Genomic DNA, 1,169 nt, shown 5'->3' on the forward strand with positions numbered 1-1,169 from the left:
GGCTTTCCAAACGAAAATAGTTTGCTGAAATTAATTGTATGCAGGGATACTAAAAGCGTCTGAGCGATGGACACATCCGGTGCAGAATTGGAACCTCACACTGTCGCAGTTGGCAATCCATTTTGAGGGTCGACTGGATGATCACATCGCGCTATGATTTTTAGCTGACACAGAATATTGAACACCCTCTTCTGCTGACAAGACCATCACAGAATCACTTTCATTGACTCTCCTCTGATCCGTTAATATCAGCCAGCTTTTATCTCTCTACCAGATCATTGCATCCCGGTTCTGTTTCCATTGTGCTTTGGTATCTGCATCGTAATTGAGATTTACGATGCACAAGCTGGCGAAGCATTGGCCAACGTGAAAGCGATGAACAAAGTCATAAGACTCGGTATGCTTGTTAGTTACCGAGTTGAGCGATAGGATATATTCCTCTGGGAACAGTGCGCTAGGTGAATGATTTGTTCAACAACGCCTCGCTAGAGTGATAAGTTCAATGATTTAGGAAACAACGTCGGTAGTGTTAAAATGCCATCCTTACCGGTGAGATCTTTACCTTCACGCAAAGCTTGCAAGGCGGCATCCATATCGAATGTTGGTTTGGTCATGTGTCATCCCTTTTTGATACAGCCTAACGAAATGACACAGAACTCTTAACACTACCTCACCGTGAACGACGATGATCTCTTCTATTTACAAGTATCTGTTCGATTACTATCTAAAAGAAGTGTTTTTTCTGTAAACCAATTTTTGGTGAAATTATCAACAGGGAATAACTCTTTGTTATCAGCCGATACTTTAAAAGTAAATGCACCGTTTGACTTTAGCACAACGAGCTTTTCATCGTTCTTCGTTGTCATTTCATACTTTCTAGGCGACATACCTGCATATGCTTTACCACCTTTACAGAAAATCACTTCTTCCATAAGAGAATCTTTGTCTTGATTGATATAACCGAGTTTCCGCACCTAATTTAGGAATAAACCGTTTCGTATAACTGACCCAATAGTTTCAGCAATCGTCGTTGGTGTTCTCGTACACCGGTTATGAAGCTCTGACCACCGAATTCGAGTGTATCGATCCCTTCAAATTTTAAGAATACCCAACGTGCCGTCGGTTTAGTCGTTGTTTTGTTCTTCACCATGCTTGGGAAGAACGCTTCT

General features: G+C 41.6%; 2 protein-coding genes and 2 pseudogenes. 1 reads left to right on the forward strand and 3 read right to left on the reverse strand.

All coding sequences use genetic code 11. The features are described 5' to 3' along the window. Positions 1-157: pseudogene (locus tag DZ54_RS25095) on the forward strand (IS256 family transposase); the annotation flags it as partial. A gap of 328 nt (positions 158-485) precedes the next feature. Here the strand turns inward: DZ54_RS25095 and DZ54_RS26995 are convergent. The 3 genes and pseudogenes from DZ54_RS26995 to DZ54_RS24560 form a co-directional block, all read right to left on the reverse strand. Further along, the gene (locus tag DZ54_RS26995; RefSeq protein WP_276202087.1) at positions 486-614 is read right to left on the reverse strand and encodes a hypothetical protein; all 129 of its coding nucleotides are present in this window, start codon (positions 612-614) and stop codon (positions 486-488) included. Positions 615-695: 81 nt separating this feature from the next. Beyond that, positions 696-932: a hypothetical protein gene (locus DZ54_RS0117225; RefSeq protein ID WP_025675458.1), complete on the reverse strand. Its 237-nt coding sequence runs from the start codon at positions 930-932 to the stop codon at positions 696-698. 47 nt (positions 933-979) lie between these two features. Next, a pseudogene (locus DZ54_RS24560) lies at positions 980-1,169 on the reverse strand (IS1634 family transposase); the annotation flags it as partial.

Origin of the sequence: Salinivibrio socompensis S35 (genome assembly GCF_000513715.1) — a bacterium.
In the GTDB taxonomy this organism is placed as follows: domain Bacteria; phylum Pseudomonadota; class Gammaproteobacteria; order Enterobacterales; family Vibrionaceae; genus Salinivibrio; species Salinivibrio socompensis.